General features: G+C 55.6%; 3 protein-coding genes. All 3 read left to right on the top strand.

The features are described 5' to 3' along the window. The first annotated feature begins 78 nt into the window (after window positions 1-78). The 3 genes from pssA (at window position 79) to msrQ (ending at window position 2,636) form a co-directional block, all read left to right on the top strand. Window positions 79-936: a CDP-diacylglycerol--serine O-phosphatidyltransferase gene (gene pssA, locus AC1DVF_RS28855; RefSeq protein WP_016983477.1), complete on the top strand. Its 858-nt coding sequence runs from the start codon at window positions 79-81 to the stop codon at window positions 934-936. 63 nt (window positions 937-999) lie between these two features. Further along, entirely contained in the window at window positions 1,000-2,013 is a 1,014-nt protein-coding gene (gene msrP, locus AC1DVF_RS28850) for a protein-methionine-sulfoxide reductase catalytic subunit MsrP (RefSeq protein ID WP_186625168.1), read from the top strand. Then, a complete protein-coding gene (msrQ, locus tag AC1DVF_RS28845; protein WP_477783580.1) occupies window positions 2,013-2,636 on the top strand; it encodes a protein-methionine-sulfoxide reductase heme-binding subunit MsrQ in 624 nt (207 codons plus the stop codon). The genes msrP and msrQ overlap by 1 nt, the downstream gene beginning before the upstream one ends. The last annotated feature ends 286 nt before the right edge of the window (window positions 2,637-2,922 follow it).

Genomic DNA, 2,922 nt, shown 5'->3' with positions numbered 1-2,922 from the left:
AAGCTGCAGCGTTTGTGGCCGAACTGTCGTCCTCAAGCACCTGTCGAATTTTCTTCAAACCGTTGCAAGGTAATGTCCATGAGCGAACGTCCCGAAGAGCCGAACAAGGCTTCTGACGCCGAAAGCCTGTTGCCCATCGATGAGCACATCGAAGAAGGGCACGACGCAGAAGGTCGTAAAGTCCGGCATCGTGGTATCTATCTGCTGCCGAACCTGTTCACCACTGCGAACCTGTTCGCAGGGTTTTACTCCATCATCAACTCGATGAGCGCCCAGGCTGCGTTGAGTGCCGGTGATTCGGCGAACGCGAGCAAGTATTTTGCGTTCGCCGCGATCGCGATTTTCGTCGCCATGGTGCTCGACGGCCTCGACGGTCGTGTCGCGCGCATGACCAATACGCAAAGTGCCTTTGGCGCCGAGTACGACTCGCTGTCGGATATGGTCGCGTTCGGTGTTGCACCGGCGTTGCTGGCATTCGGTTGGGCGTTGGGCGACATGGGCAAGGTCGGCTGGATGGTTGCCTTCATCTATGTAGCAGGCGCGGCGTTGCGTCTGGCGCGTTTCAATACGCAGGTTGGCACGGCGGATAAACGTTATTTCATTGGTCTGGCCAGCCCGGCAGCGGCCGGTGTGGTGGCGGGGATTGTCTGGGCATTCAGTGATTACGGGATCCAGGGTTCGAAGATGTCGTTCCTGGTCGCGCTGATGGTCGCGGCTGCTGGGATGCTGATGGTCAGCAACATCAAGTACAACAGCTTTAAAGAGCTGGATCTGAAAGGGCGCGTACCGTTCGTGGCGATCCTTGCGGTGGTGCTGGTGTTCGCCGTGGTGTTCAGTGATCCGCCGCGCATTCTGTTGCTGGTGTTCCTCGCTTACGCGGCTTCCGGCCCGGTTCAGTACCTGTTGCATCTTCGTCGGCACAAAAAAGCCGAGTGATGTAATTTCCCGCATACTCCGCAGTCTATGGGTGCATCTGTCCTCCAAAGCTGCGGAGTTGCCATGTTGATCAAAGTCCCCAAAGCGTCCGACTGCTACGAGTCGGATGTCACGCCTGAGTCCATTTATCTCTCTCGCCGCCAATTGCTGGGGGCCACTGCTGCCGGTATCGCCGTCAGTAGCCTGCCGCGCTGGGCCAATGCCGACGATGCGGCGCGGTATGCCGATGTCGAGCCGGGCAAGGCACCTGCATGGTTCACCGAGAAGCTGCCTTCTACTAAATGGGGGGCGGTCAACGTCAAGGATGAGGCGATCACGCCTTATAAAGACGCCACTCACTACAACAACTTTTATGAGTTCGGTACCGACAAGGGCGACCCGGCGGCGAATGCGGGCTCGCTGAAAACCGAACCATGGAGTGTGGTGGTCGACGGGGAGGTGGGTAAGCCAGGGCGCTATGCGCTGGAAGACTTCATGAAGCCGTACCAATTGGAAGAGCGCATCTATCGCTTGCGCTGTGTCGAGGCGTGGTCGATGGTCATTCCGTGGATCGGTTTTCCAATCTCGGCGCTGCTCAAGCAGGTCGAGCCAACGTCCAAGGCCAAATACATCCGTTTTGAAACCTTGCAGGATCCCAAGAGCATGCCTGGCCAGCGTTCAGGGTTTGCCCTGATCGATTGGCCTTATGTAGAAGGCTTGCGGTTGGATGAGGCGATGAATCCACTGGCGATTCTGGCGGTGGGTATGTATGGCCGCGAGTTACCGAATCAGAACGGTGCGCCTCTGCGCTTGGTGGTGCCATGGAAGTACGGCTTCAAGAGCGTTAAATCCATCGTCCGTATCAGCCTGGTCAGCGAGCAGCCGAAGACGACCTGGCAGAGTATCGCGGCAGATGAATACGGCTTCTATGCGAATGTGAACCCGACGGTTGATCACCCACGCTGGACCCAGGCGCGGGAGCGGCGATTGCCAAACAGTCTGTTCAAGCCAAATGTGCGGGATACGCAGATGTTCAACGGCTACTCGGATGAAGTCGCTTCTTTATACACAGGGCTCGATCTGCGGAAGAATTACTGATGCGATTCCCGTACTGGCGTATAGGCGTTTTCATTGCGGCGGCAGTCTGGCCGATGCTGTGGTTGTATCAGGCTCTCGGGGATTTGCTCGGGCCCGATCCTGGCAAAGTGCTGGTGGATCGGCTGGGCTTGGGGACGTTGGTGTTGTTGTTGATCACTCTGAGCATGACACCTATGCAGAAGCTCACCGGTTGGGCTGGGTGGATTGCAGTGCGCCGACAGCTGGGGCTCTGGTGTTTTGCCTATGTGGTTTTGCATCTGTGTAGTTATATGGCGTTTATTCTGGGTTTCGATTGGTCGCAGCTGACTGTCGAGTTGCGTAAGCGGCCCTACATAATAGTGGGGGCTTTGGGTTTTCTCGGATTGTTGGCGCTGGCGGTGACGTCAAATCGCTACAGTCAGCGTCGTTTGGGTTCGCGCTGGAAGAAGCTGCATCGTCTGGTCTATGTGATTCTTGGCCTGGGTTTGCTGCATATGCTGTGGATCGTGCGTGCTGATCTCGAGGAATGGGCGATCTATGCCTTTGTAGGCGCGGTGCTTCTGTTGCTGCGTATTCCGCAAGTGATGCGTCGGATCCCGCGTTTGCTGGCTAAAAAGCAGGTTTTGCAAGAAAAGCGAAATTAACGGTTGACGGCAGATTCAGGATGTCTATAATTCGCCCCACTTCCGGCGCAGTCGAAACGGAAAACTCCTTGAGATTCAATGAGTTATGTAGGTTTCGGCGGCAGGTCGCTTCAGTTCATCGAAGCCAGAAAGAAGTTGAAAAAGAGGTGTTGACAGCAGCGTGTAACGCTGTAGAATTCGCTTCCCGCTGACGAGAGATCGGAAGCGCAAGTGGTTGAAGTTGTTGAAGAATTCTTCGAAAACTTCTGAAAATAATCACTTGACAGCAAATGAGGCTGCTGTAGAA

It is taken from the genome of Pseudomonas sp. P4_D7 (genome assembly GCF_056401755.1).
Note: the sequence above shows the minus strand (reverse complement) of the source record. Positions and strands in the feature narration are given on the sequence as shown.

Coding starts and splice junctions, on each gene's coding strand:
- pssA (WP_016983477.1), top strand. CDS start 79: ATGAGCGAACGTCCCGAAGAGCCGAACAAGGCTTCTGACGCCGAAAGC.
- msrP (WP_186625168.1), top strand. CDS start 1,000: ATGTTGATCAAAGTCCCCAAAGCGTCCGACTGCTACGAGTCGGATGTC.
- msrQ (WP_477783580.1), top strand. CDS start 2,013: ATGCGATTCCCGTACTGGCGTATAGGCGTTTTCATTGCGGCGGCAGTC.